This is a genomic window from Streptomyces sp. NPDC127084 (genome assembly GCF_042724175.1).
In the GTDB taxonomy this organism is placed as follows: Bacteria; Actinomycetota; Actinomycetes; order Streptomycetales; family Streptomycetaceae; genus Streptomyces.
Genome location: NZ_JBHXFA010000005.1, coordinates 1 through 20818, shown reverse-complemented (window position 1 = coordinate 20818; position 20818 = coordinate 1). Strand labels below are relative to the sequence as shown.

Annotated in this window: 17 protein-coding genes; 5 read left to right on the top strand and 12 right to left on the bottom strand. The window is 70.5% G+C overall.

The window, feature by feature from the left end; all coding sequences use genetic code 11:
* Positions 1–60: 60 nt before the first annotated feature.
* Positions 61–1299 carry a saccharopine dehydrogenase family protein gene (locus tag ACFWI9_RS02435; protein ID WP_387158481.1) on the bottom strand — a complete coding sequence of 413 codons (1239 nt, stop codon included), beginning with the start codon at positions 1297–1299 and terminating at the stop codon, positions 61–63.
* 127 nt (positions 1300–1426) lie between these two features.
* On the opposite strand from ACFWI9_RS02435, the gene ACFWI9_RS02430 reads away from it, so the two are divergent.
* The gene (locus ACFWI9_RS02430) at positions 1427–2128 is read left to right on the top strand and encodes a TetR/AcrR family transcriptional regulator (RefSeq protein ID WP_387158480.1); all 702 of its coding nucleotides are present in this window, start codon (positions 1427–1429) and stop codon (positions 2126–2128) included.
* A gap of 18 nt (positions 2129–2146) precedes the next feature.
* On the opposite strand, the gene ACFWI9_RS02425 is transcribed toward ACFWI9_RS02430, so the two are convergent.
* Entirely contained in the window at positions 2147–4042 is a 1896-nt protein-coding gene (locus ACFWI9_RS02425; RefSeq protein ID WP_387158479.1) for a VanW family protein, read from the bottom strand.
* A 256-nt stretch (positions 4043–4298) separates the two neighbouring features.
* Between ACFWI9_RS02425 and ACFWI9_RS02420 the strand changes: the two genes are divergently transcribed.
* A complete protein-coding gene (locus ACFWI9_RS02420; RefSeq protein ID WP_387158477.1) occupies positions 4299–5219 on the top strand; it encodes a lytic polysaccharide monooxygenase in 921 nt (306 codons plus the stop codon).
* Between the two features lie 7 nt (positions 5220–5226).
* Here ACFWI9_RS02420 and ACFWI9_RS02415 read toward each other — a convergent pair whose 3' ends face one another.
* Positions 5227–6795: an ATP-dependent DNA ligase gene (locus ACFWI9_RS02415; protein WP_387158476.1), complete on the bottom strand. Its 1569-nt coding sequence runs from the start codon at positions 6793–6795 to the stop codon at positions 5227–5229.
* A 338-nt stretch (positions 6796–7133) separates the two neighbouring features.
* Between ACFWI9_RS02415 and ACFWI9_RS02410 the strand changes: the two genes are divergently transcribed.
* On the top strand, positions 7134–8216 hold the full coding sequence (locus tag ACFWI9_RS02410) for a phosphatidylinositol-specific phospholipase C domain-containing protein (RefSeq protein WP_387158475.1): 1083 nt from the start codon (positions 7134–7136) through the stop codon (positions 8214–8216).
* Between the two features lie 10 nt (positions 8217–8226).
* On the opposite strand, the gene ACFWI9_RS02405 is transcribed toward ACFWI9_RS02410, so the two are convergent.
* From ACFWI9_RS02405 to ACFWI9_RS02395, 3 genes are all read right to left on the bottom strand, one after another.
* Positions 8227–9207, bottom strand: a complete 981-nt coding sequence (locus ACFWI9_RS02405; protein ID WP_387158473.1) for a DUF6397 family protein — start codon at positions 9205–9207, stop codon at positions 8227–8229.
* A gap of 118 nt (positions 9208–9325) precedes the next feature.
* The gene (locus ACFWI9_RS02400; protein ID WP_387158472.1) at positions 9326–9739 is read right to left on the bottom strand and encodes a roadblock/LC7 domain-containing protein; all 414 of its coding nucleotides are present in this window, start codon (positions 9737–9739) and stop codon (positions 9326–9328) included.
* Between the two features lie 128 nt (positions 9740–9867).
* Positions 9868–10476 carry an ATP/GTP-binding protein gene (locus ACFWI9_RS02395; RefSeq protein WP_387158471.1) on the bottom strand — a complete coding sequence of 203 codons (609 nt, stop codon included), beginning with the start codon at positions 10474–10476 and terminating at the stop codon, positions 9868–9870.
* Positions 10477–10979: 503 nt separating this feature from the next.
* Here ACFWI9_RS02395 and ACFWI9_RS02390 point away from each other — a divergent pair.
* Positions 10980–12401, top strand: coding sequence for an NAD(P)/FAD-dependent oxidoreductase (locus tag ACFWI9_RS02390; RefSeq protein ID WP_387158469.1), 1422 nt, complete (start codon positions 10980–10982; stop codon positions 12399–12401).
* Between the two features lies 1 nt (position 12402).
* Entirely contained in the window at positions 12403–14256 is a 1854-nt protein-coding gene (locus ACFWI9_RS02385; protein ID WP_387158468.1) for a transketolase, read from the top strand.
* Between the two features lie 92 nt (positions 14257–14348).
* Here the strand turns inward: ACFWI9_RS02385 and ACFWI9_RS02380 are convergent, their stop codons facing one another.
* From ACFWI9_RS02380 to ACFWI9_RS02355, 6 genes are all read right to left on the bottom strand, one after another.
* Positions 14349–14909, bottom strand: coding sequence for a type 1 glutamine amidotransferase domain-containing protein (locus tag ACFWI9_RS02380; protein ID WP_387158466.1), 561 nt, complete (start codon positions 14907–14909; stop codon positions 14349–14351).
* A 168-nt stretch (positions 14910–15077) separates the two neighbouring features.
* The gene (locus tag ACFWI9_RS02375) at positions 15078–16016 is read right to left on the bottom strand and encodes a pentapeptide repeat-containing protein (RefSeq protein ID WP_387158465.1); all 939 of its coding nucleotides are present in this window, start codon (positions 16014–16016) and stop codon (positions 15078–15080) included.
* A 269-nt stretch (positions 16017–16285) separates the two neighbouring features.
* Positions 16286–17260: a nucleoside hydrolase gene (locus ACFWI9_RS02370; protein ID WP_387158464.1), complete on the bottom strand. Its 975-nt coding sequence runs from the start codon at positions 17258–17260 to the stop codon at positions 16286–16288.
* Positions 17261–17377: 117 nt separating this feature from the next.
* On the bottom strand, positions 17378–17788 hold the full coding sequence (locus ACFWI9_RS02365) for a DUF742 domain-containing protein (protein ID WP_387158462.1): 411 nt from the start codon (positions 17786–17788) through the stop codon (positions 17378–17380).
* Between the two features lie 21 nt (positions 17789–17809).
* Positions 17810–18247 carry a roadblock/LC7 domain-containing protein gene (locus ACFWI9_RS02360; RefSeq protein WP_387158460.1) on the bottom strand — a complete coding sequence of 146 codons (438 nt, stop codon included), beginning with the start codon at positions 18245–18247 and terminating at the stop codon, positions 17810–17812.
* Complete coding sequence (locus ACFWI9_RS02355) at positions 18244–20769, bottom strand: nitrate- and nitrite sensing domain-containing protein (protein ID WP_387158458.1); 2526 nt, start codon at positions 20767–20769, stop codon at positions 18244–18246. Before ACFWI9_RS02355 ends, ACFWI9_RS02360 begins: the two co-directional genes overlap by 4 nt.
* Between the last annotated feature and the right edge of the window lie 49 nt (positions 20770–20818).

The window sequence follows — 20818 nt, the reverse complement described above, 5'->3', positions numbered from 1 at the left end:
GGGTTCCAGAGCGGCGGTACTTGTCGCGAAAGGGTGACGCGGCGGGGAGCGGCGAGGGCGTCAGTCTTCGCGCAGGCCCCAGGGGGAGCCGTAGGCGGTGAGCAGGTCGAGGAACGGCTTCGGAGCGAAGGCCTCAGGTCCGAGCACGCCCTTGCCCGACCACGATCCGTTGGCGACGAGTTCCAGGGCGACGACCGGGTTGACGGCGGTCTGCCAGACCACGGCCTGGGAACCGTACTCCTTCATGGACCACTCGTTGTCGACGACGTGGTAGAGGTAGACCTCACGGGGCTTGCCGTCCTTCGTCCCCTTGACCCAGGTGCCCGCGCAGGTCTTCCCGCGCATCCTGTCGCCGAGTTGGGCGGGGTCGGGAAGTCCCGCGGCGACCACGTCACGGGGGGACACCTGCACGGGTCCGTCGGACGACCGCACGGTCACGGGGTCCGTACGGTCCAGGCCCACCTGGTGCAGGACCTTGAGGGTGTTGATGAACTCCTCGCCGAGTCCGTACTTGAAGGTGACGCGGTCGGCCCCGACCCAGCGGGGGATCAGCAGCACCTCCTCGTGCTCGACGTTGACGCACTCCACCGGGCCGATGCCCTCGGGGAACTCGAACACCTCGGGCTCGCTGAACGGCGGTGTGGTGAACCAGCCACGGCCCTTCTCGTAGATCACCGGAGGGTTCAGGCACTCCTCGATGGTGGTCCAGATACTGAACGAGGGCGCGAAGTCGTAACCCTCGACGGTGAGGTTGGCGCCGTCACGGACACCGACCTCCTCGATGGTGTCGAAGAGCTCGTCGGCGGCATAGCGGGCGAAGACATCGGACAGACCCGGTTCGACCCCCATGCCGACGAGCGCCAGCCGTCCCGACTTCTCCCACTCGTCCGCCAGGGCGAACTGCTCGTCACCGAGCTTCACCCCGCACTCCTCGTACGGGCGCTCGGGGTGCGGCCGGGACAGGGACATCGCCATGTCCAGGTAGTGGGCACCGGCGGCGAGCGCCGCGCGGTACAGGGGCATGACGAAGCGGGGATCCGTGGCGTTGACCAGGACGTCGCAGCGCTCGCGTTCGAGCAGTGCGGTGACGCCGGCTTCGTCCGACGCGTCGACGCGGGCGGCGGCGAAGCGGTCGTCCGGACGGGCGCCCTCCCCCGCTGTCGCGAGGGCCTCCACCGCCGCCTTTGCTCGTGACTCGTCGTAGTCGGCGACGACCATCCGCTCGAAGAAGTCTCGGCGGGCGGCGATCCGGGTGAAGGCCGTACCCACCCCACCGGCACCGATCAACAATACGCGCATAGCCAGGTCCTTTCGCTCAGCCCGAAGTCTGCACGAGGCGTTGCCCCGTGTCTGGATGAAACGCAGGGGCCGTTGATACGGTCAATGGCGTTGGCGTAAGGGCTACCGAGAGTGATGGGTCGGGTCGATGCCGAAGAAGGTGGTACCCGAGCATCTGCGTCGTCGCCGGCGTCCTACCAAGGGCGGCGTGGTGCTCTCCGAGAAGCTGATCGTGGACACGGCGCTGCGGATGCTGCGCGAGCACGGCGGCGAGGGCCTCACCGCGCGCCGGCTCGGCGCGGCGCTGGGTGCGGACCCCAGCACCCTCTACCGGTACTTCCGCGGTATGGACGAGCTGACCCTGGCCGTCGGTGACGCGCTCATCGGGCGCGCGCTGCGGGGGTGGTCACCGACGCGCGACTGGCAGGCCGATCTGCGGGCACTCGGTCTGCGGATCCACGCCGCGTATCTGGCGCACCCTCAGGCCGCGGTGCTGACGGCGAGCCGGGTGTCGGGCAGGGCGCACGAGATCGCGTCGGACGAGGCCGTCCTGGGCGTGCTGCACCGCGCGGGTTTCGCGACACCCGACGCGGTACGCATCTACCACTGCTTCATCGACCAGACGCTGGCCTTCGCGGCGCTGGACGCGGCCGCCCTCGCACTGCCCGAGGCCGCCCGGCGTGCGGACGAGGCCGTATGGCGGGCGACCTACGCGAGGCTGCCCGCGAGCACGCATCCGCATATCGCGCCGGCGGCGCCCTATCTGGTCGCGGAGATGAACGTCAGCGCGTACCCCGCCGCCCTCGACATGCTCATCGAGAGCGCGGCGGCCCGGCTGGCGGGGCGCTGACGGCGGGGTGCCCGGCCGTCAGCGGGAGCTGGAGTCGGAGCTCCCGGCAGCGCTCTCCGTCTGCTGCGGCTCCGGCTGGTCGGCGCTCTGAGCGGCGGCCGGGGTATCCGCGGCCGCGGGAGTCTCCGTGGCCGCGGCAGGGGACGCCGTGGCGGAGGGGCTCTGTGTCGCGGCGGGCTTCTCCGGGACGCAGGTGATCTTGTCCCGAGGCGTGTAGTGGGTCTCGTAGTCCTCCCGCTTGACCTCGCGGCCGTCCTGGACGAAGACACGTCCGACGGAGACGTCGAAGCCTTCGAGCGGTGTCTGGGCCTCGCAGGTGGGGCCGCTGCCCTCGCGGTCGACCGGGGGCTTGACGTTGGTGCGCGGGCCCTTGGTCGCACGTATCTCGTCGTACTTCTTGGTGCCGAGGAACGTGATGGTGACGGACGTGTCGGTGGACGAGGCCTGGATGTAGAGCGCGTGACCCGAGTCATTGCTCCAGCGCAGGTCGAGTGTGCCCCAGGCGACCGTGGCCTCGCGGCCCTCCGGATAGCGCTCGATGTAGAACGAGTGCGCGCCGTGCTCCAGCGGCTTGACCCCGGCGAAGAACATCGCGTTGTACATGGTGGTGGCCACGGCGGAGACACCGCCGCCCGGCGACTTCACATACCGGCCGTCGTTGATCATGATCCCGTCGACAAAGCCGTTCTCCTTGGTCCGCTCGCCGACGGTCCGGTTGAAGCTCCACTCCTCGCCGGGCAGGACGAGTGAACCGTCTATGCGCTGCACGGCGCGGGCGATGTTGGTGCTGCGGTAGGGGGCCGCCGGGAAACGGACGGTGAACGACGAGACCTTCTCCGTGATCCCGAGTTGGCGGGCCGACGCGGAGGTGAGACGCGGCTGGACCGCGTCCGCCGCGATCTCGCCGGTACGCGCCTTGCCCGAGCGGGAGAGCAGCGGACGGACGGCGTCGCCGAACGCCTTCTCGGTGACCGGCCGTCCCACGCGAGCCTCCTGGGTCACGACGACACGGTCGCGGGAATCCAGGCGGAACTGCGCGTCCTGCGGCCCCGCGGAGGCCGCGCGCAGCTGCGGGGAGACGGCCGGGTCGGTCATCAGGCCATGTGCGTCGAGAGCCAGGACCAGCCGGTTGGCCTTGCCCGAGGCGCTGGGACCGGAGGGCTTCACCGACAGGTGTTTGCCGAGCGTGGCGGGGTGGATGGTGATGTTCTGGTCACCGAGCGTGAGCGTGATGGGCGCGGACACCGCGGGCTGGGCCATTTCGCGCATGGCTCGCGCGGTCTCGTTCGAGCCGATCGAGGGTTGCGTCCGGTCGACCGGCAGGACGACCTCCTTGGCGGCCGTCGCGGGGCGCAGGGCGGCGCCTTGAACGGCGGCCAGCGCCTGGTCCTGGTCCAGCGCCATGCCGGTGACCGGTGCGGTGGCGTGCGCCGTGCCGTTCTCGAAGGTGATGGCTCCGTCACGGGCCGGTCGCTCGACACTGCGGCCGATGCGTTCGATGGCGGCGCGCGCCTCTTTGTCGTCGACGCGCACGACAGGCTCGACGTCCCGTCCTGGGGACGCGACGACTCTGCGGATCACCGTCACGGGGTCCGATGCCGGATCGGCGGCGCGCTCGACGATCTCGGCCGTGTCCAGGGAGAGCCCGAGAGCGCCGGGAGCCGCCTTCTCGGTGCGGTCGCCGATCTTCAGGGCGATGGGCTCGGCGAAATCCAGGCCGAGCCGGCGGTCGAGGGCCCGCTGGGCGTCGACTCGGCTCATGCCGCCGATGTCGATGCCGCGCACCCGGGTGCCGTCGGGTATGTCACCGGCCGCGAGACCGGCGGCGTAGAGGCCCAGCCCAGCCACGACAGCTCCTCCTGCGACGGGCAGAGCGATCCGCCTGGTGCCCGCCTTGCGGAGTGCCTGTCTCATATTTCTCCCTGCGGCACCCACCAGTCAGAGGGGCCGTATCGGGGCCCCTGAAAGGCCCAAACCACACAAAACGAATATCCATAGTTCACCAAAACGGGCGAAATGTACTCCATTTGTGTTTGATGTCACGAGGGGGAGGTCCTGGCCGTCGCGGCTTCGTCGCGGGCCGGCTGAACGCCGGGGGCCCCTCTGGCCGTATGGGATGGCGCGACAGCCGCCGCTGTCGCCGCCCCGCGCCGGGAGGAGTCCCCCGAGCATGTCAGTTCACCGCGGCGCCGTCGCACTGGCCGCTCTCATCGGTGGCGCGTCGAGCGTGCTCGTCGCTGTCTGCGCCACACCGGCCGGAGCGCATGGCGCGCCGACTGATCCGGCGAGCCGGGTGGTCGCCTGCGGGCCCCGTGGTGATCACGCGCGGTCGGCCGCGTGCGTCGCCGCGGTCCGCGCGGGCGGTGCCACGGCCTTCGAGAAATGGGACAACCTGCGCGTCGCGGATGTCGCAGGACGCGACCGCCGGATGATTCCCGACCGACAGCTCTGCAGTGCGGGTATCGACCTGTACAAGGGCCTGGACGCCGCCCGTGACGACTGGCCCGCCACCGCGCTCAAGGCGGGAGCGCCGTTCACGCTCACGTATGCGTCGACGATTCCGCACCGGGGAACGTTCCGGGTGTTTCTGACCAGGGAAAGCTACGACCCGAGCACCCCTCTGAGCTGGGACGACCTGGAGCGCGAGCCGGTCGCCTCGGCCACCGATCCGGAGCTCCGCGACGGCGTCTACCGTGTCCGGGGCACGCTGCCGGAAGGGCGGGAGGGCCGCCATCTGCTCTACACCGTCTGGCAGAACTCCGATACGCCCGACACGTATTACTCCTGCTCCGACGTCGTGCTTTCCCCTGCCCGGCCGGCGGCTGCCGCGAGTACGCCCGCGTCCACACCGTCGAACGCGCCGACGGCCGCCCCTGCCCGAGAGAGCGCCGCCGGTACGAGCTCAAGCCCTTCGCGTGTCGCTGATACGGGCGCGGCTCGTTCGAGCGCCGATTCCGACACCGCCCGCACCAACGCCGGCGGTACGAGCGCCCGCGGGGTTCCCGTTCCGGTGGTGGCGGGTGTGGCGGCACTGGCCGTCGCCGCCGCCGTCGCGGGTGCTGCCTACGCACGGCGCAGGCGGAGGGTCTGATCGCGTTTCAGGCAGTCCCGCCGCTCGCCGTGGCGGCGAGCACCTGCTCGATGGTGTCCGCGTCCGCCGCGCTTTTGTCGGGCCGGTGCCGTACGACCCGGGCGAACCGCAGAGCCACAGCTGCCGGATAGCGGGTGGAGCGCTGAAGGCCGTCGTAGGCGATCTCCACGACGAGCTCGGGCCGGACGCGGACGATGAAGCCGTCGTCGGAGACCTCGAGTTCCCTGAGCCGGTCCGTCTGCCAGCGGAGCATCGCGTCCGTGAGTCCCTTGAAGGTCTTGCCGAGCATGACGAAGCCGCCTTCGGCGGTGCGGGCGCCGAGGTGGAGGTTGGACAGCAGTCCGGTACGGCGGCCATGGCCCCACTCCACGGCCAGGACGACGAGATCGAGGGTGTGTACGGGCTTCACCTTCAGCCATGACCGGCCGCGGCGTCCCGCCGTATAGCGGGCGTCAAGCGCCTTCACCATGACGCCCTCGTGGCCTCGGCCAAGGGTCTCGGCCAGGAAGACCTCGGCTGCCCGCAGCTGCGACGCCGAGCCGGGGTCCTCCACGACGCAGCGGCGAACCCGCATGGGCTCGGGCACCAGCCGGGCCAGGGCCGCATGGCGCTCACGTCCGGGCAGGTCAAGCAGATCACCGGTGCTCTCCTCGCCGCCGCCCTGGAGGGCGAGGACGTCGAAGAAGACCGGCGAGAGCGGCACGGCGGCCGTCGCGGCGGCCACATCGGCGCGGGAACCGACGCGCGAGGCGATGTCCTGGAAGGGCAGGGGCCTGCCGTCGGGACCGAGCGCGATCACCTCGCCGTCCAGGATGAAGCAATCCCCCTGCAGTGTGGACACGGCGGCGACGACATCGGGAAGCCGCGCTGTGATGTCGTCAAGGGAACGGGTGTAGACGCGCACATCGGCACCCGAGCGGTGCACCTGAACGCGCACTCCGTCGAGCTTCTCCTCGACGACGCACGCTCCGACGGCTTGGACCGCGTCGGCGACGGACGCGGCTGTGTGCGCGAGCATCGGCTGCACGGGGCTGCCCACGCGTAGCCGGAAGGTCGTGAGGACGTCAGGGCCTTCGGCCAGGAGCGCCTCGGCCACCCGGGCGAGCGAGCCTTCCAGCATGACCGCGCGCCGCACATCGGCCGTGGAGGCGCCCGCGGCCTTGGCGACGCCCTCCAGGGCGACCGCGTCCAGCGCGCCCTGCCGCACCTCGCCCGTCAGCAAACGGAGCAGGAATTCCTGTTCGGCCTCGGTCGCCGCGCCCATCAACTCCTGTACGAGTCGCTTGCGCTCCGCCTGAGCACCGGCTCCGGAGACCTGAGCGAGCGCGGCGAACGCGGCGTCGGCCGCCGCGACGGTCAGCACCGGCTCGTCGCACGGCGGCACACGGTCCTTGAGTACGCTCCAGCCCACGCCCAGCCGTCCTTGCGGCAGTCTGCCCGCGAGGTAGGAGATAACCAGGGCGGCTTCCTCGGGCCGCGCGCCGGAGAACAGCGAGGCGAGCGAAGCGATCTTGGCGGTGCGGGACGGCTCGGCGGCGATCTGCCGCGACACCTCCGCGAGACGGGCCAGCAGCATGCCGCTATCGTGCCCGGTCCGCCGCTGATGTGCACGTACTGCCGCCCCGGCGGCCCGGACCTGCGTCGACCCCGGGAAGACGGCCCCGCGGACCGCGACCGGCATCCCGGCCTCGCCTTCCACCCCACTTCCTCGGCGACGAGCGCCGTGCACCCACCACCGGGGGTGCTCTGATCCCGCTCGCTCCCGGGGAAACACCTCACGGTCCATCGCGCACACAGCGCCGGGATCCTCCACGGGATTTCCGCACGATGCCTTAACACCTCCCATCTGTCACCCAACTCCCCTACTCTGCCGTCGGTTTGCTCCACCCACCGACACTCAGCAGGCAGGGGACCATGAGAAAGCTCTGGCGTACGACTGTGCCCGCGATCGTTGTGGCGCTGACAGGGATCGTGCTCGCACCGACGGGGGCCCAGCCGGCCGCGGCGCATGAGGCCGCGGCCGGACCGTCGTACTCGTCCACGACCTCTGTCGGTCTCCACAACGCCTATGAGAAGGCGAAGTACCCGTACTTCGCGGACGCCCTCGACTCGGGTGCCGGAATGCTCGAACTGGACGTGTGGACGAATGTGTTCGGCAGATCGTGGCGTGTCTCGCACAGCAACCCCCTGGGAAACGACAACAACTGCGTGAACGCGGCGACAGCCGCCGAGCTGCGGGCCAAGCCGAGGAACCAGGATCTCGGCGGTTGCCTCTCCGACATCCGCGCTTGGCACAATGCCAACCCAGGTCACCGGCCCATCATGCTCAAGATGGAGTTCAAGGACGGTTTCCAGGGCAAGTACGGCCGGGGGCCCGCCGCGCTGGACGCTCTGCTGACGGCGCGGCTGGGTGACGCGCTGTTCCGGCCGGCCGATCTGGCGGGGAACCACAGCGACCTCGACACCGCCGTGCGCGCCGGGGGCTGGCCCGCACGCTCGGACATGGCGGGAAAGTTCATCGTCGAGCTGATCCCGGGAACGCTGGAGCAGGAAAACCCCTTCGACACCCTGTGGACCGATCGTGAGTACGCCGAGTATCTGCGCGGACTGGCCGCAGCGGGACGCCTGTCCGAGGCAGCCGCGTTCCCCGCTGTGCTCGGCACTCAGACAGGCGACCCGCGCAGCCGCTACGCGGATGCCACCATCCGGCCCTGGTTCGTGGTGTTCGACGGCGATGCCTCCACCTTCGCCGGCGGGTCGGTCGACACCGCCTGGTACGACCGGAACCACTACCTCCTCGTCATGACCGGGGCGGCCAGTGTGGCACCCGCCATCGACGGTACGAACCCCACCGAGGCGCAGGCGGTCGACCGGGTGAACCTGCTCGCCGGAAAGCACGCCACGGTGGTTTCCACCGACTGGTATCCGCTTCCCTCTGTGCTCAGCACGGTCGTGCCTCGCGGAACAGCGGGCGCCACCGGCTCCCGGACGCACTGAGTCCGGTAGGTCACCCGACGCCGACCGGTGACTTCCCGCGCGGACTCAGCCGCGTGAGAAGTCGCCGGGCAACCTGCCGCGTCCGTGGGTCCCGGCCGCCGCCGAGGGCTGCGGCCGCCGGGGCCGGCACCACAGCGCCAGGCAGGCACGGGCTCGGCGGACGTACCTGCTCGCCGTCAGGACGAGGCGCAGGCCGCCATGCCCGTGCCTCGTCCAAGGCGAGACACAGGTTCCTCCGGTGCCACGCGACCTCGTCCGGGTCGTCCGCCAGCAGCAGGTCGTTCCGCAGCGCGCGGACGGCGAATGATGCCGGGGGCCCGCCCGGCGGGTCGGGGCGGAGGAACTCCACATACGCCCGCTCGCGAGGGTCGTGGACCACCTCGGCGACCACGGCCGGGGTGAGCACGGACGCGATCGCCGCCGCACGCGCCCAGGCGTCCGGAGCCTGGCGCAGCAGCATCCCGATGTGCCGCCCCCGCCAGTTGCGGGCACGCCAGTCCTCACCGCCGTCCAGCCTGGCCCGCAGCGGTGCCGGAAGTCGGCCGTTGAGCAGATCCGGATGACCGTCGGCGAACTCCGCGACCTCCGAGGCGAGATAGAGCCAGACCACGGTGTGGTAGCGGTTGAGATAGAAACCGACCGGTGTGATGTGGCCTGTGCGAGCCAGCTTGGTGAAGCGGTCCCGGGTCGTGGAGGCGAGCCGGCACGCCCCGGCCGTGGCCACCGTGCGGACTCGCTCGCGCAGGGACTCCGGATGTCCGTCCAGCGCTCGCAGCCGCTCGACCTCGTCCAGCGGCACCCGACCGCTTCCCACCGTCGCCCCCGCGGCACTGCGGACGTACCCCAACCGCAGGGCGAGGTCGAGCTCTCCGGGCCTGAGTTTCAGGGCGGCGGCCGCCCGCCGGAATCCAAGCGAGGCCAAAGGCGCGGTCGTGCCGGTCTCGGTGCGTGCGGTCGTGCCGGCGTCGGTTTCGGTGTTGCTCTCGGACATGGCGGACTCCCTGTGTTCTCGTACATGACGATCACTCTGAGTCACAACAGTAGGCCGGAGAGCGACTTCCCGCTGAGCCTGTGGATAACTGGCGAACCGACCACCGGACCGGCCGGGCTCAGAACTCGGACAACGTCATCCGGCCAGGTTGGCGTGCGGCCACCGCGAGATGCTCCCCCACCCGGCTCACCATCAGGGTCATCTCGTAGGCGACCTGGCCGACGTCGGCATCGGCTTCGCTCAGCACACACAGACAACTGCCCTCACCCGCGGCGGTGACGAAGAGCATCGCGTCGTCGAACTCGACCATCGTCTGCCGGGCACTGCCCGCACGGAAGTGCCTGCCCGAGCCCCGGGCGAGGCTGTGCAGCCCCGACGAGACCGCGGCGAGATGCTCAGCGTCCTCCCGTGCGAGGCTGGTGCTCGCACCCGTGACCAAGCCGTCGTTGGAGAGCACCAGCGCGTGCCGTATGTGGTCGACGCGCTTGGTCAGGTCGTCCAGCAACCAGTCGAGCCCCTTGTCCAGCGCCATGTCCGGTCCTCCCCCTCCAGGTATCCCCGTCTCCCCGTCTTCCGCGTAAGCCTTACCTACCGTCTCCGTAAGGGCAAGGACTCATCCGGGACGCGACTTCCCAGGACACGCGGATCGCCACCCCCACCTCACGAGCTCACAGCGTCGAGCAGCCGTGCCGTGTGCATGCGCCCGGCGTACTCGACAAGGCGCACGAGCACCTCCTTGCCCGAGTCGCGGTCACGCGCGTCACACAGCACAACAGGAGTCCCGCGGTCGAGGTCGAGAGCGCGGGAGACCTCGTGTGCGCCATATGTCCGCGCCCCCGGGAAGCAGTTGACGGCGACAACGAAGGGGATGGCGCGGTGCTCGAAGTAGTCGACGGCGGGGAAGCTGTCCGCCAGACGCCTTGTGTCGGCGAGCACCACGGCACCGAGCGCCCCTTGGGCGAGCTCGTCCCACAGGAACCAGAAGCGGTCCTGGCCGGGTGTGCCGAAGAGATACAGCGCCAGACCCGAGCGGATGGTGATGCGGCCGAAGTCCATGGCCACGGTCGTCGTGGTCTTCCGGTCCACTCCCCCGGTGTCGTCCACGGTCTGACCGGCTGCGCTGAGCTGTTCCTCGGTACGCAGCGGGCGTATTTCGCTGAGCGCCCCCACAAGGGTCGTCTTGCCGACCCCGAATCCGCCGGCGACCAGTATCTTCAGCGCGAGAGCGGTGGAATCCGCGCCTGCGCCACCAGCGAGCTCGGGAGCCATGCGTCACTTCTCTCGTCGGATACCAAGCGCCGGACGGAACCGCAGGTCAGCACCCGCCTTCGGACGAGCAAAACCCGCAGGGATCCGACATCAGCACATCTGTTCTGTGTGGCGTCAGCAGTATGGCAACCGGTGGGAGACACCAAGCGCTTCGATCACTCTTTTCCTGATGTGATCGTTCTGATCCACTGAGTGGCAAGAAGAATTCGGGGTCTGAGGGAGTCTGTCGGGACTAGCTGCCGACAGCTCGGATCTGTGCGAGGCCGCCGTCGCGGATGCCGCGCCCCGCCAGTTCCACGGCCCAGGAGCGAGCGAAGCCCGGTCGGCTTTGCTTTCCACGGCGGACAGGGACACGTCCTGCATCGGTCTGCACAGGTTGCCGATCAGCCATTCGCGTGGCCGCGACAGATCGTCCGAGAGACCCTGGTTTAGGGGGCCTACGGGCGGGCACTCGGTCTGCTCCTGCCCATCGCACACCCTCTTCTCGCGGGAGGCGATTCGCCGTGCAGCGCCAGTCCCGGCCACCCGACCAGCCGACGCCCAGGAACGAGGTGGCCCGTGTCGTCATCGTGGGCGGCGGCTTCGCGGGCCACCGCACCGCCAGGAAGCTCTCGCGGACACTCGCCGGTACACCGGTGGAGATCGTCCTGCTCAATCCGACGGACTACTTCCTCTATCTGCCGCTGCTGCCCCAGGTGGCTGCGGGAGTCCTGGAGCCGAGAAGGGTGACCGTGTCCCTGGTACGCACCCTCCCCGGGGTGCGGCTGGTGCTCGGCGAGGCGACCCATGTCGACACGGCGAGCCGCCGCGTGCTGTACACGGACCCCGAGGGCAGGCAGGACGAGCTGCCGTACGATCGACTCGTGCTGGCCGTCGGCAGCGTGAACAAACTCCTGCCGGTCCCCGGAGTCGCCTCGTACGCGCACGGCTTCCGCGGCATGCCGGAGGCTCTGTACCTGCGGGACCACATCATCCGGCAGACGGAGCTCGCGACCGCCGACACAGACCCGGACCTCGCCGCGGCACGCAATACGTTCGTGGTCGTGGGCGCGGGCTACACGGGCACAGAGGTCGCCGCCCAGGGCTCGATCCTCACCCGCGAACTCCGCGCCCAGACCGCCCGGTCATCCCGGTCGAGGCGGGGCACCGGCGGGGCATCACTCGGCGCGCAGCCGCGCTGGCTGCTGCTCGATATCGCGCCCCGCGTACTGCCGGAGCTGGACCGTCGCCTGTCCACGACGGCGGATCGCGTGCTGCGCGACCGCGGCGTCGAGGTACGCACGGGGACCTCCGTCAAAGAAGCCACCGCGTCCGGGGTGCTGCTGGACAGCGGTGAGTTCGTCGCGACGAAGACCCTCGTCTGGTGCGTGGGGGTACGTCCTGATCCGCTCGTCGCCGATATCGGCCTGCCGGTCGAACGCGGCCGTCTGAGGGTCACACCGCGCCTGGACGTGCCCGGACACCCGGGTGTCTTCGCCTGCGGGGATGCCGCGGCCGTGCCCGACCTGACCCGTCCCGACTCCCCGGACGCGGGTGACGGGGGGTTCCCCCTGACGCCGATGACCGCGCAGCACGCCACGCGGCAGGGCGCTGTCGCGGCCGACAACGTGGCCGCCTCCCTGGGATACGGCCAGGCCAGGCCGTACAAGCACCATGACATGGGATTCGCGGTGGACCTGGGCGGAGCGCGGGCGGCGGCCAACCCGATGGGCATCCCGCTGTCCGGCGCCGCGGCCGGTGTGGTCACCCGCGGCTACCACCTCGCCGCCATGCCCGGCAACCGGGTGCGGGTCGCGGCCGACTGGTTGCTGGACACGGTTCTCGCACGCCAGGGCGTGCAACTCGGCTTGGTCCGTTCCTGGTCGGTGCCACTGGATTCGGCGTCGCCCGAGCTTGCGCGATTCCCCGCTTCCGGAAAGGAGTGACATGCGGTACGAAGACCTTTGCGAACTGGGGCAGCAATTGAGGGTGGACGCGGTACGGGCGGCGGACGCCGCAGGCTCCGGCCATCCCACCTCGTCCATGTCGGCGGCCGACCTCGCCGCTGTGCTCATCGCCCGTCATCTGCGCTACGACTTCGACGATCCCTCCCATCCCGCCAATGACCGGCTCATCCTCTCCAAAGGCCATGCCTCGCCGCTCCTCTACGCCATGTACAAGGCCGCCGGGGCGATAGACGACGAGGAACTCCTCACGTTCCGGCAGCTCGGCAGCCGCCTCGAGGGACACCCCACACCGCGGTTGCCCTGGGTGGACGTGGCCACCGGATCGCTCGGCCAGGGGCTGCCGATCGGCGTGGGCATGGCACTGGCCGGCGCACGCCTCGCCGAGGTCCCGTACCGGGTGTGGGTGCTGTCGGGAGACAGCGAGATGGCGGAGGGGTCGGTCTGGGAGGCCGTCGAGCACGCCGCGTACGAGCAGTTGGGCAATCTCACCCTGGTCATCGACGTCAACCGCCTCGGCCAGCGCGGCCCCACCCGCCACGGTCACGACCTCGACGCCTACGCACGCCGGCTACGGGCCTTCGGATGGCACACGATCGAGATCGACGGTCACGACATACCGGCCATCGACAAGGCCTTCGCGGAGGCAGCCGCTGCCGACGGGCGCCCTACGGCCGTCATCGCCGCGACGTTCAAAGGGCGGGGAGTCGCCGCCGTGGAGGACCAGGAGGGCAAGCACGGCAAGCCGCTCCCGGATGCCGACGCAGCGATCGAGGAACTGGGCGGACCCCGGTTCATCCGGGTCGAGGTGGCGCCTCCGCCCGATGCGCCGACCCCGCCGGACCGGTCGGCGCGAGCCGGCGCGGCAGCGGCTCTGCCCCGCTTCGACCCGGGGTCCGATGAGGCCACCCGTACCGCGTACGGCCGTGCGCTGGCAGCGCTCGGCTCGGCGCGTGATGACGTCGTCGCGCTGGACGCCGAGGTGAGCGACTCCACGCGGACCGAATACTTCAAGAAGGAGCACCCTGAACGGTACTTCGAGTGCTACATCGCCGAACAGCAGCTCATCGCGGCGGCGGTGGGTATGCAGGCACGCGGCTGGGTGCCGTTCGCATCGAGCTTCGCTGCGTTCCTGACCCGCGCGCACGACTTCCTGCGGATGGCGTCGGCGAGCCGGGCCGGGATCAATGTCATCGGATCGCACGCCGGAGTGACGATCGGTCAGGACGGGCCGTCCCAGATGGGCCTCGAGGATCTGGCCATGTTCCGGGCCATCCACGGCTCGACGGTCCTCTACCCCTGCGACGCCAACCAGACGGCCCGGCTGGTGGCGGCGATGGCCGACCTGGAAGGCGTGCGCTATCTGCGCACGACACGCTCCGAAACCCCGGTCGTCTACGGGTCTGACGAGGAGTTCCCCATCGGGGGCAGCAAGGTGCTGCGCCGCGGTGACGACGATCGCGCGACGATCGTCGCGGCGGGCACGACCGTCCACGAAGCTCTGCGCGCCGCCGAGGTACTGGCGGCGGACGGGATAGACGTCAGGGTCATCGATCTGTACTCCGTCAAACCGGTCGACGTGGACACCCTCAACGACGCCGCCGGGGCGACCGGATGCCTGCTCACGGTGGAGGACCACCACCCGGAGGGAGGTATCGGCGACGCTGTCGCGGATGCCTTCGCGGACGGCAGGCCGATGCCGAGGCTGGTCCGCCTCGCGGTCCGCAACATGCCCGCGAGCGCCACGCCGGAGCAGCAGGCACAGGCGTCGGGAATCGACGCGGAGTCCATCGCGGCGGCGGTGAAGCTGCTCGTGGAGCGGGTCGTGGTGCGGTGAAGGCGCCAGGCGGCCGAGCGGCGGACGGCCTGTCGGACGTCAGAAGGTGACGAGAGGGCCGCTGCAGGGCGGGGTTCCGGGGAAGGGCGGGGTCAGCGGCCGGCGCCGGCCCCGGCCACCGCCTTGGTGAACTCCGCGGTGAAGGCCGAGCAGAACGCCTCGAGATCATCCGGCTTGCGGCTGGTGATCAGTGCGTTCGGACCCTCCCGGCATACTTTCACCGCCTCGTCGACCCAGATGCCGCCCGCGTTGCGGATATCAGTGCGCAGGCTGGGCCATGACGTGAGTGCCCTGCCCCGGAGGACATCGGCCTCCACGAGGATCCACGGGGCATGGCAGATCGCCGCGACCGGCTTGCCCTCCTCGAAGAACGCCCGGACGAACGCCACGGCACCCTCGTCCATGCGCAGGGCATCCGGGTTGGCGACACCTCCAGGGAGTATCAACCCGTCGAAGTCCAACGCGGAGCCACCCGGGACCACCAAGTCCACCGGGAACGAGTCGGCCTTGTCGAGATGGTGGAACGCCTGGATACGGCCGGGCTTCGTGGAGAGCAGCAGAGGTGTTCCGCCGATACCCGCCACGGCCTGCCAGGGTTCGGTGAGCTCGGCCTGCTCGACGCCTTCCGGCGCCATGAGGAAGGCGATGTTCATGATCTCGGCACTCCTCCACACCCCCGCTCGCGGTGCCGGCCCGCCGGGTGGCCGGAACGCATCCTGCGGGACGCGGCCTGACACGGCACCTACCCGCGTAGCGCGGCCTTATGCCGCACCGGGGGAAAGTAGCTGAGGCGGCGGACGAACCACACCCCGGCCGTTCGGCTACGCGGACCAGTGAGCGGGGCGAGTCAGCCCCCGTGGGATCCGGGTCCTCGCGTCACCCTTGCCCTGCTGGAGCTGCGGCTGGGTGACGAAGACACTGCCGGTCAGGTCAGCGCCGCTCAGATCCGCGTCGCGTAGGTCAGCACCGAGGAGGTCGGCGAGGCGCAGGTCGGCGCTGGTGAGGTCGGCGGCTATCAGGCAGGCGCCCCGCAGATCGGCACCCCGCAGATCGGCTCCCGCGAGCCGCGCGCCGAAGAGGTCGGCTCCCCGCCGGTCCTTCTTGCGCCCGGGCTTCGCCTCGGCCCGGACCAAGGCACTCACGCGCAGCAGCTGATCGCCGGTTCGGGCGCGGAGGGCCGGGACGTCGATGCCGAGCAGGGTGGCGGGCTCCTGACGGGTCAGCGTGTCGATGTCGTCGTAGAGGCGGCGGATCTCGGCATGGAGGCTGCGGGCGGCCGGCAGTTCCACGGCCTCGGCCAGGTGACGGAGCAGTTCGTGGAGCTGCCGCAGCACCGGGAAGACCGCGAACATCCGCTGTGCCGTGTCGGGCCGCTGCCGCCAGCTGACACCGCCGAAGGTGACTTGGGAGACCTTTTGACCGGCTCCGAAGCAGTCGTAGACGGTACAACCCGGGAAGCCGCGCTCCCGCAGCCGGTCGTGGATGCCGCACCGGAAGTCCTCGCCGAGGTGGGTGCAGGGCTGTCCCGCGGGCTTGCCGACCGCGAAATCGGCCGACGCCGCGAACGGCAGGGCGGCGCAGCACAGACCGAAGCAGCTCCCGCAGTCGGCCCGCAGCTCAGGGTTCGCGGAGATGACGCCTCCCGTATCGGGCGTCCCGCGGGTGTCCGTCGCGTGCGTCTCCGAGCCGCACGTCTCCGACCCGCACGTGCCTGCCCCGCACGTCTCCGACACGACGTCGTACCTCGTTCGTTCAGCCATCCACCAACCGGTCGTCCCGGCCCGACCAGGCATTCTCGCAAGACGCCGATGCCATCCGCCACCGCGTTTGCGGCGTTCCGGCACGGGCAGGCCTTTCATGTCCATGGCGGCACCGGCTCCATCTTCTCGCGCAGGGACTGAGAGTGACCGCGCGCGCATGATGACGCCCCGGAACACCGCTGAGGCCTCCGCGCGGCTCACCGCGCTCCGTTCCGGAACGAGGTGCTGCTGGACGCCCCGCGTCCGGACGCGGCACGAGGGCCGTCGGGTCAGGGATCGGCGCGTGGGGCCCGGTCGGCTCGGTCCGCCCGTTCACCGAGCCTGCCGACCGCCGTGACGATCCGGTCCCAGAACCTTTCACGGTCGAGGCTTAGCGCCACCTGAGCGTTCACCGGGCGGTCCGGGTGCCGGTGCAGATCCACGACGGTCGCCCCGCGGGTGTGCTGCCCACGCAGTTCGACGGCCACGCTCGCCTCGGCGCAGTGGACGATGGCGGCATCGATGACCCTGGCCACCGCCACCGGGTCGTGGAGAGGCGGAGCGTCGAAGCCCCACAGCTTGCGGTACGTGGCGCCGAAATACGTCATCAGCTCCACGCAGATGCCGCCGAGTTCGGTGCCGAGCCCTTCGAAGCGGGCGAGGACATCGGGCGTGGCCAGCGCCTGGTGGGTGACGTTGAGCCCGCACATCGTCAGGGGCAGGCCGCTGCGGAAGACGATGTCGGCGGCCTCGGGGTCCGCGTACATGTTGAACTCCGCGGCGGGGGTGCGGTTTCCCCGCTCGGTCGAGCCTCCCATGAGGACGATCTCGCGGATGTGCCGGGTCACCTCGGGATAGCGGATCAGCAGCAGGGCGATGTTGGTCAATGGAGCGGTCGGGACAAGGACGACCGGCTCCGGGTGGCCGGTGAGGAGGCGGTACATCAGATCGACCGCGTGTTCGGAGACAGCGCTCACGGTGGGCTCGCCGAAGCTCGGCCCGTCCATTCCGGAGTCCCCGTGCACGTCAGCGGCCACGTAACGGGTCCCTACGAGCGGGCGGGCGCAGCCGGCGGCGATCGGGACGTCGGTGATGGCCGCGGCGGTGCAGATACGACGGGCGTTCAGGGTGGTCTTCTCGACCACCTGATTGCCCGCCACCGTCGTGATCGCGAGTAGATCGATGGCCGGATCGCCGGCCGCGAGCAGGATGGCGATCGCGTCGTCATGCCCGGGATCGCAATCGATGATGATCGGGACAGACACGGCGCTCCTCGGCTCTCGCGTCCGGACGTGGAGATGCCCCACCAGTGTGCCGTGTGAGACTCCGGGTGCCGCGATACCGGCGCTGTTGCCAGCTCGGCCTGGTGTGTCCGTCGCCTCCTACAGCGCCCTGAGGCCGTCGATCACCTCCCGGAGGATCTTCTCGTCGGGCAGTCCGGCGGGGGGTACCGGCCCGCTGACGACGACGAAGCCGGCTTCGAGGAGGTCGCCCAGAAGGACGCGTACGACCCCGACGGGCAGGTCCGCGCCCGCGGCGAGTTCCGCCACCGACTGCGTCTCGACCGAGCAGAGCCCGAGGAGCGACCGGTGCTCGGGACCGATGAGGGACTGCCCGGCCCGGACCAGCGCGTCCGGGGCGAGGTCGACCAGCGCGATGAGATCGAATCGTTCGGCACCGGCCCCGGCCTTCGTCCGTCCTCCCGTCATGGCGTAGGGACGCACGAGAGGGCCCGCCTCGGCGTCGTACCAGCGGCTGCCCGGTCCCCGACCGCCGTCGCCGGCATCGTTCATGGTCGGTGGTGCCTCTCCGGGTCAGTCGGCAGTCGGTTGGGTGGCGGACAGGCGCGGTGGAGTCCGCAGGTGTTCGCCCACCTGTTTGACGAGGCGCGCCATCTCGTACGCGATGAGGCCGATGTCGGCGGACGCGGTGCTGAGGACGGCAAGGCAGGAACCTTCGCCCGCCGCCGCGACGAAGAGGAAGCCACGCTCCAGCTCGACCATGGTCTGGCGTACGGAACCGGCGTGGAAATGGCGTCCGGTTCCCTTGGCCAGACTGTGGAATCCGGACGCCACGGCAGCGAGGTGCTCGGCGTCCTCGCGGGTGAGGCCGTCGGACGCTCCGACCGCGAGACCGTCGCCGGACAGGACGACCGCGTGCCGGACCCCGCTCACCCGCGTCGTCAGGTCGTCCAGCAGCCAGTCGAGTTCCCCGGAGGCGGGCTCCGGGGCGATCCTCCCGTGGTTGATCATGCGTCGGCTCCTTCGTTTGTCTCATTGGGTTCGCGGTCGCTGCGTTCACTGAGCTGGGTAGTGCCGCCGCCTCGGGTCCAGCCTGCGCGGAAGGCGACCATACGCTCCCTGGCCTGCTCCGGCGTGGGCTCGGGTGGGTCGCAAGCGGCCCGGCCGTCCGGACGGGTCACTTCCGCGGCGGGGGCATCCGGATCGCGGGCCGCCCGTAGTTGAGGCACCAGATGGGACTGCCGGACGCGTCGGGGAAGGACGCCTGAAGCCGCTGTGTCGTCCACCGTGTCCGGGACGGGTGCGGGCCGCTGCGCGCGGGGCGTCACGGGACTGGGCGGAGCCTTCGGCCCGGTCGCCTCGTGCATCGGGCGGGTGCGGCTGGGCGAGCGCAACGCGACGACGCCCGGCGGCGGTGCGGCCACTGGCTGGGCTCCCACCGCGGCATCGGCTCCCGCGGCGGCTTCGGCTTCGGCTTCGGCTTCGGGGGCGTCGGCGGTAGCCGTACCGCCATCTGTCTCGTCGTGTGGAGGCACGTCCTGGAGCAGCGCGTTCGGGAGCAGCACGACGGCGGCGGTCCCCCCGAAGGGCGACGGCCGCAGTCTCACCTTGACGTCGTGGCGGACGGAGAGCTTGCTGACGACGAAGAGCCCGAGCCGGTCGCTGTCGAAGAGGTCCAGTGCCTCGGTCTCCTCGATTCGCCGGTTGGCCTCGGCGAGCGCCTCCTTGCCCATACCGAGTCCGCGGTCTTCGATTTCGAGCGCGTAGCCGTTGCCGACGGGTTCGCCGTTGACCCGGACCCGGGTGTGGGGCGGTGAGAACTGGGCCGCGTTCTCGATCAGTTCGGCGAGGAGATGGGTGAGGTCCGCGACGGCGGTACCGATGACCGCGGCCTCCGGGAGGGGGCGCACCTCGACGCGTGCGTAGTCCTCCACTTCCGAGACCGCAGCCCGGACGACGTTGGTCAGCAGTACGGGCGTACGCCAGGCACGCCCGGGAGCGGCACCGGAGAGGATGATCAGACTCTCCGCGTGGCGGCGCATGCGGGTCGTGAGGTGGTCCAGCCGGAACAGGTCGCCGAGCTCGTCGGGATCCTCGGCGCGGCGTTCCATGCTGTCGAGCAGATTGAGCTGACGGTGCACCAGGACCTGGCTGCGACGGGCGAGGTTGACGAAGACACCCGAGATACCCCGGCTGAGCTCGGCCCGCTCGACGGCGGCGTCGAGCGCGGCACGGTGGACGGTCCACAGCGCTTCGCCGACCTCGGCCACCTCGTCCTGCGGGGGCGGCCCCTCGGGAGCCTCGGCCCGGACATCGAGCTTCTCGCCGGAGCGGAGTACCCGCATGGCCCGGGGCAGCCGGTAGCGGGCTATCTCCAGGGCGGTGTTGCGGAGGCTGACGAGCTCGACGACCAGAGCACGTCCGATGCGCACGGAGATGACGAGCGCGGCCGCGACCGCCAACAGGCCGAAGAGCACGGCCGCCCCGGCCGGGGTGCGCAGTCTGCCGACGAGGGGGTCGGCAGGGCTCGCCGTACCGGCCCGGACGTGCTCCCCGATGTCGCGCATCGCCGTGTGTACGGCGCCGTGGGCCGATTCCCAGGCAGCGGCGGACACCGCCCGGGCGGCGCGCCGGTCCGATCCGGCGTTGACGATGCCGTCCTCGGCCGATTCGAGTGCCTGGTACGCGCTCTGGGTGGTGAGCGCGCTCCATGCTGCGCGATCAGCCGCCGGCAGCTCACCGGCGGAGGACTCGACAAGGGCGCGGCGGGTTCCGACCGCTCCGATGAACAGCTTTCGGCGCTCGGCTCTGAAAGTCCCCTGTGTCTGTGCCGCGGAGAGCAGGGCGTCTTCGCGGGCGAGCATTTCGGCAGCGCGGCCGAACTCGATGACTACGCGGGGGTCGGCGCCCGCTGCCGCGTCCTGGCTGCCCGCGAGCGCGCCCTGGACGCTGAAGGCGGCGCTGATCGCGGCCGTGTACTGCGCGAATGCCATGTCCCAGTCGGCGCTTTGGCCGAGCACGGCGGTACGCAGAGCGGGCAGCGCGGCGCTCGCGGCGACGAGCTGGTCGAGGCGCTCCGCGACGGTCGGCGGAATGCCCCCCGCGTCGGCGATGGTGTGCTTGTCGCCGAGCGCGAGTGCGGCGAGGGCGGTGCCGGTGGCATCGGTCTGCCGGCGGAAGTCGGCGGCGTGTTCCGGGGTGGGCGCGGCTATCTGGCGGAGTGCGGTGCGGCGTTCGTCCTGGAGTGCGGACAGGACACCGCCGACAGGGCGGCGGACGCGCTCCTCGATGTCCTGGAGCTGGCGCAGCCGGGCGGCGTCCTGGGCGGTGGTGACGATGGCGAAGCCCCAGAGGACGAGGAGCGAGACAACCGGGACCATCAGCAGGGAAACGATTTTGGCGCGTACGGTCCTGGGGGTCGGGCGCCATCGTTCACGGGGGTGCCGGGTGCCCGGCACCCCCGAAGCCCATCCCCGGCCCAGCGCCGTTTCGAACTGTTCGTCCGCAGGCTGGGTCTTATACACAAATACCATCCCACGATACACACACACAACTCGGTTTGCGGGTGTCTGTGTGTAATTG

What these genes read in the sequence shown, in the direction of transcription:
- ACFWI9_RS02435 (WP_387158481.1), bottom strand. Translation starts at nt 1,299, where the DNA reads ATGCGCGTATTGTTGATCGGTGCCGGTGGGGTGGGTACGGCCTTCACC.
- ACFWI9_RS02430 (WP_387158480.1), top strand. Translation starts at nt 1,427, where the DNA reads ATGCCGAAGAAGGTGGTACCCGAGCATCTGCGTCGTCGCCGGCGTCCT.
- ACFWI9_RS02425 (WP_387158479.1), bottom strand. Translation starts at nt 4,042, where the DNA reads ATGAGACAGGCACTCCGCAAGGCGGGCACCAGGCGGATCGCTCTGCCC.
- ACFWI9_RS02420 (WP_387158477.1), top strand. Translation starts at nt 4,299, where the DNA reads ATGTCAGTTCACCGCGGCGCCGTCGCACTGGCCGCTCTCATCGGTGGC.
- ACFWI9_RS02415 (WP_387158476.1), bottom strand. Translation starts at nt 6,795, where the DNA reads ATGCTGCTGGCCCGTCTCGCGGAGGTGTCGCGGCAGATCGCCGCCGAG.
- ACFWI9_RS02410 (WP_387158475.1), top strand. Translation starts at nt 7,134, where the DNA reads ATGAGAAAGCTCTGGCGTACGACTGTGCCCGCGATCGTTGTGGCGCTG.
- ACFWI9_RS02405 (WP_387158473.1), bottom strand. Translation starts at nt 9,207, where the DNA reads ATGTCCGAGAGCAACACCGAAACCGACGCCGGCACGACCGCACGCACC.
- ACFWI9_RS02400 (WP_387158472.1), bottom strand. Translation starts at nt 9,739, where the DNA reads ATGGCGCTGGACAAGGGGCTCGACTGGTTGCTGGACGACCTGACCAAG.
- ACFWI9_RS02395 (WP_387158471.1), bottom strand. Translation starts at nt 10,476, where the DNA reads ATGGCTCCCGAGCTCGCTGGTGGCGCAGGCGCGGATTCCACCGCTCTC.
- ACFWI9_RS02385 (WP_387158468.1), top strand. Translation starts at nt 12,403, where the DNA reads ATGCGGTACGAAGACCTTTGCGAACTGGGGCAGCAATTGAGGGTGGAC.
- ACFWI9_RS02380 (WP_387158466.1), bottom strand. Translation starts at nt 14,909, where the DNA reads ATGAACATCGCCTTCCTCATGGCGCCGGAAGGCGTCGAGCAGGCCGAG.
- ACFWI9_RS02375 (WP_387158465.1), bottom strand. Translation starts at nt 16,016, where the DNA reads ATGGCTGAACGAACGAGGTACGACGTCGTGTCGGAGACGTGCGGGGCA.
- ACFWI9_RS02365 (WP_387158462.1), bottom strand. Translation starts at nt 17,788, where the DNA reads ATGAACGATGCCGGCGACGGCGGTCGGGGACCGGGCAGCCGCTGGTAC.
- ACFWI9_RS02360 (WP_387158460.1), bottom strand. Translation starts at nt 18,247, where the DNA reads ATGATCAACCACGGGAGGATCGCCCCGGAGCCCGCCTCCGGGGAACTC.
- ACFWI9_RS02355 (WP_387158458.1), bottom strand. Translation starts at nt 20,769, where the DNA reads ATGGTATTTGTGTATAAGACCCAGCCTGCGGACGAACAGTTCGAAACG.